The sequence below is a fragment of the Paraburkholderia sp. SIMBA_027 genome (genome assembly GCF_046535315.1).
Lineage (GTDB): Bacteria > Pseudomonadota > Gammaproteobacteria > Burkholderiales > Burkholderiaceae > Paraburkholderia > Paraburkholderia tropica.
Map to the genome: position 1 here is coordinate 1 of NZ_JAWRWY010001462.1, position 242 is coordinate 242.

The following is a 242-nucleotide window of genomic DNA, read 5'->3' on the forward strand; positions in this document are numbered from 1 at the left end:
GTAGCCGCGGCGGCCGAGGTCCTCCACGAGGCTCTGCGCACCGGGTTTGAGGATCCGCAGGCCGGACAGCCCAGACCCAAGATGCTGCTCGGATTCGGGCGGGCGCGTGGAAACAGCGGCGACGTTCACTACCTCGCGGACCGCCCGGTACTGGACGCGGTCGCCGGGCCTCACCAAGGCCGGTTGCGTTCGCTCCAAGTCCCACATCCGAGCTCCAGTGCGGCCGATCAGGTGCCAGCCTC

At 69.8% G+C, this 242-nt stretch carries 1 pseudogene; it reads right to left on the reverse strand.

Going from position 1 to position 242, the window contains the following annotated elements:
- Positions 1-207: pseudogene (locus SB764_RS44040) on the reverse strand (hypothetical protein); the annotation flags it as partial.
- Positions 208-242: the final 35 nt, after the last annotated feature.